The organism is Chryseobacterium sp. UNC8MFCol (assembly GCF_000482305.1).
Taxonomy (GTDB): domain Bacteria; phylum Bacteroidota; class Bacteroidia; order Flavobacteriales; family Weeksellaceae; genus Chryseobacterium; species Chryseobacterium indologenes.
Genome location: NZ_KI535294.1, coordinates 8,713 through 12,923, shown reverse-complemented (window position 1 = coordinate 12,923; position 4,211 = coordinate 8,713). Strand labels below are relative to the sequence as shown.

The window sequence follows — 4,211 nt, the reverse complement described above, 5'->3', positions numbered from 1 at the left end:
GCATAGTTATAAGGAGAATACCTTCTCATGGCTTCTGCCAGTGGATCTATCACGCCCCATCTTCCCAGATCAGGCATATACATCCTCGCTCCAAAATCATACATCCCTGTTTCCTGAAGTTCTTTGCTTCCAAATTTATAGGAATGATAGTTAAAGAAAGGTGAAATATTACCTCCTCCGATATGGTTTAAGCCAAATGGATAATAGTTGTTGGTTCCGGTAATTTCAGGAGCGCCTGCGCTGTTTCTGGTGAAACTTATCCTCACTGAACTGCGTTCGCAGCCTGCGTAAAAGATTCTCTTTTACTCGTCTGTCCAAATGTCTTTGTACTGGTAAATATAACGGTTTTCTTATAGTAAAGCCACCGCAACGCAGTGGCTTTGTTTTATCCAGAGGAACACTAGTGAGCTGCTATGCCAGCGGTTAAAATTATTATTATATGCTTTGTCTTTTAATAATATAAGAAGAATCCCCTTTTATCTGATATAATTTTCTTGAATTTAAACTCCCATCACGATTAAAAATAATGAAATATCCAGTTCTTAATTTACTTTCATAACACTCTTTTGCATTATTAGATTTTTTAAATCTATACATTCCCTTAGAAAAAAGTTTATGAGTATTCTTTTCTTCTATGATTTCTGTACCATAAAAAAAGTTATTTTTTGAGCTATCTATTTTTATAAAAGTATTAAAATGATCATTATATATATCACTATCTGTCTCCTTATAGATATAAATTGTATCTATAAATTGATCACTTTTAAATTTTCCATCAACCTTAATAAAACCATTTTTATCATAAAGATGGTAGCTTAAATCATTATTTTTAGTACAAGAGCTTATTAAAATAAATGAAAAAACTACATGTAAAAAATATTTATAACTATTCATTTTCAACAATTTTAGTATTATATATAGTATCATTTATAATCATATACTCATCTTTACCAATAATATTTCCATTCATATCAAAGGTATTATGGATACCAAACGGCTGTATGCTAGATAGTACTTTTTCAAAATCTAAATTTCTTTTATATCTATATGTTCCCATACGCTTAGCACCATTTTTAAAAACAATATATTCTGTACCATAGAAATACGGACCATTCAAACTATCTATATTGATAGAATCTTTAAATGGAAGATTAGGGTTTTTATTATAGCAAATAGCACCTGTAAAATGATCTTTATAAAAGTTTAAATGCATAGTCGCTTTTTCATTTTTATCAAAAAATATAAGTTTATTAGTGTCTTTCTTAATTTCTGATGTATAATTTAATTTTCCATTAGGATAATATATTTTCGTTTGAAACTTAGTGTCTTTACAATTAAATAATATTAAAGTAAATACTATAATAAAATTAATCTTTCTCATCTTTTTATTTATTTTGCATAATTTGTTTATTCCAATAATTATTTTAATCTTTGATTGCTCTGTTTAAGGAATCTAAAGTTCTTCTACTTAGACCCTGTCCTCTTATATTCTTATATTTTAATCCATATGGCGTACCATCATTCATGCGTAAAATTCCCGTAGCTTGAGTATCCCATATTCCTAATGTATCTGGATTAGCTAAACCTGCTGGAGGATAAAATCCATTCCCATTTGGAAGTGAACTCAGAGACATAATATCAATCGCTGTTTGATAATGATCTGGTTTTAAATTTACAACTTTAAATGCTCTCCCATAACCATTTATAATATACTCAAACATATTATTAAAATCCATTCTATCACCAGGTCTAAGCTTATTCAAAGTTTCTTTATCCGGATCATTTGATCCTCCTGAAAAACTAAAGAATGTTTCCGTTGTAGTTCTTATTTGACTTGCTATATAAGAAGAGAATACGCCAATAGATTCATAGGGGGAAACAATTGGAACATAAGGATCTATAGCTACCGCAGGACCAACTTCTATGCTTCCTTTTTTACTGCTACCAACTAACCCCAAAAAACGGCCGATTCTATTCCATATGCTCCTATTTTTATTAGGTCGAGGAGTCGGATCAGCACCAGATATTAAAGATGAAAAAGCATCTCTTGCATAACTTCCTTCATATACAGTTCCATAATCAGTTTCATAAACACCTCCACCACCTCCAGGTGCTAAAGTTTCTCCATAATCTATATTACCGTATGATCCTCTTCCCAACCAATTGGGGTTTGTCCAACCGGAAGTCGCATCAGGACGAGAATCTGACATCATCCTAAATTGGTTCAAGGGAGCCATTCCATCAGGATCGATAAAGCTTATCGGGTTATTAAACGCATAATTATAAGGAGAATACCTTCTCATTGCTTCTGCCAGTGGATCTATCACGCCCCATCTTCCCAGATCAGGCATATACATCCTCGCTCCAAAGTCATACATCCCTGTTTCCTGGAGTTCTTTACCTCCGAACTTATACGCATGGTAGTTAGAAAAAGGAGATTTTCCGCCTCCGATATGGTTGAGCCCAAAAGGATAATAGTTGTTAGTTCCGGTAATTTCAGGAGCACCTGCGCTGTTTCTTGCGAAACTTACCCTTCATTGCCTAAATGGTCTTTGTACTGGTAAATATAACGGTTTCCCCATAGTAAAGCCACCGCAATGCAGTGGCTTTTGCTTTTATTCAAAGGACACAAGTGAGATGCTCGCGCCAACTGGGGGAAGTCTTCAAGTGCAAAATCATAAGCCGTTCATTTCCTGTAATAACTCGAAACCAACCATTTATAAATACTTACAATTTGCATCATAATCTTCACGAATTTATTTATTTTTTGTCAAACAATGCGACAACAGAGAAGCTTAAAACCTTAGAACTCAGCCTTTTTTTATATTAATATTTTGAGTTTTTATAAAATGTAAAACCTGATATAATCCTTCAAAAGGTAATCCTCTCTCTAAATCACAAATTATATATATATCATTTTTTTGCTTTATTTTCAATTTACTAAACTGAGTTTTATTAAATATATTATTTTTAAATTCTTCTTCTAGTGCAGGAGTAATTTCAATAATATTGTTTAATTCAATGAAGTGAATCATATCATTTTGGGATATTATAATTCTGGTATTTGTAAATAAAAACCAATTCACATTATTATCAAAATAAATAATTAAAGGTTCTTCTTCTTTAAGCAGATTATTCCAAACTATATTATACTGTTCCCTATTAGATTCATTTATTATTTTTGTTTTTATACCTTCACCTCCTTTTCTCTTAAAGATAGACATATAAACTGCTGTCTTATTTTTATTTATCATATTTTATTTTAAAGTTTTTTGTAAAATAACACTATGCCCAACTTTCTCAAAAGAATAGCCAAAACGTTCTGCTATTTGTGGTTTTAGAAAACCTTTATTAATAACCGATGATCCAAATATGGAAATTTTATTTGCTCCTCCTCTTATGGCTTCTTCTTCCATAGATGTAACGAGAGTTCTTAACCCTGATAAACTTTTACCATTAGAAGCTTCAATTAAGAAAATATTTCTATTAAAAGTATCTCCCACTAACCCTTTCGTACCATAAATGGAATACCCATTTAAATTTTCAGCACTTTTCATCAATGCTTGTGAAAAAGTTTCTTCTGTTAGGTTAACAACATCAGTTCTTACTAATCCAGGCTTTTTCAATGCCACTGCACCTATAATCCCAGCAGCCATGGCAAGATACCTATTTTGAGGCTTCCAAGTACTCATTACTTGTCCTGCAATATCAAATATTCCAGCAGGATCTCCTACACCACCTATAAAAGTAACACCATGATCATTAAGTCTTCCGGAATTCTTCATCCTATCCCACGCAAAGTCACTTTTTGCATTCCATTTAGCCATATAACGATTAACATGACCTTGGATCTGAAGTCCCCAAAAGACACTACTCCCGCTCAATGAAATTTCAGGGATATTAATTACTGCATCCCCAATACCTCCTTCTCCATAGTTCACGTTGAGACTTTTGTAACCACCATCATATCCTAATAGGGTACCCGTATCATTTTGTAAACCAAAACCTGTATTATTCCAAGTTCCACCAATATTAAATGCTGTAGCTAATAATCCTTCTGCTGACATTGGAGCACCGCCGCCACTATATCCTGTTTCTATAGATCCAAAAGCCGCATCTCCTCTTCCTAACCAGTTAGGATTGATCCATCCTGAAGGAGCATCAGGTCTCGCATCCGTAGGCATGGCAAACTGACGAGGTTTTCTTCCATC

6 protein-coding genes are annotated in these 4,211 nt (G+C 33.0%); all 6 read right to left on the bottom strand.

The window, feature by feature from the left end; translation table 11 throughout:
- Positions 1 to 266: RHS repeat-associated core domain-containing protein (locus M030_RS0123470; protein WP_027375639.1), on the bottom strand; the 266-nt coding region annotated here is incomplete at its 3' end.
- Positions 267 to 435: 169 nt separating this feature from the next.
- Positions 436 to 894, bottom strand: a complete 459-nt coding sequence (locus M030_RS0123465) for a hypothetical protein (RefSeq protein ID WP_115596891.1) — start codon at positions 892 to 894, stop codon at positions 436 to 438.
- Positions 887 to 1,381 (bottom strand): hypothetical protein, encoded by a 495-nt coding sequence (locus M030_RS0123460; RefSeq protein WP_027375637.1) that lies wholly within the window; start codon positions 1,379 to 1,381, stop codon positions 887 to 889. The genes M030_RS0123465 and M030_RS0123460 overlap by 8 nt, the downstream gene beginning before the upstream one ends.
- A gap of 43 nt (positions 1,382 to 1,424) precedes the next feature.
- The gene (locus M030_RS26035; RefSeq protein ID WP_316931442.1) at positions 1,425 to 2,453 is read right to left on the bottom strand and encodes an RHS repeat-associated core domain-containing protein; all 1,029 of its coding nucleotides are present in this window, start codon (positions 2,451 to 2,453) and stop codon (positions 1,425 to 1,427) included.
- Positions 2,454 to 2,810: 357 nt separating this feature from the next.
- Positions 2,811 to 3,254 (bottom strand): hypothetical protein, encoded by a 444-nt coding sequence (locus tag M030_RS0123450; RefSeq protein ID WP_027375635.1) that lies wholly within the window; start codon positions 3,252 to 3,254, stop codon positions 2,811 to 2,813.
- A 3-nt stretch (positions 3,255 to 3,257) separates the two neighbouring features.
- A partial coding sequence (locus M030_RS0123445; protein WP_027375634.1) for a hypothetical protein occupies positions 3,258 to 4,211 on the bottom strand: 954 nt, incomplete at its 5' end.

Bases quoted from the DNA above. Each gene is read 5' to 3' on its own strand.
- M030_RS0123465 (WP_115596891.1), bottom strand. From the start codon at position 894: ATGAATAGTTATAAATATTTTTTACATGTAGTTTTTTCATTTATTTTA.
- M030_RS0123460 (WP_027375637.1), bottom strand. From the start codon at position 1,381: ATGAGAAAGATTAATTTTATTATAGTATTTACTTTAATATTATTTAAT.
- M030_RS0123450 (WP_027375635.1), bottom strand. From the start codon at position 3,254: ATGATAAATAAAAATAAGACAGCAGTTTATATGTCTATCTTTAAGAGA.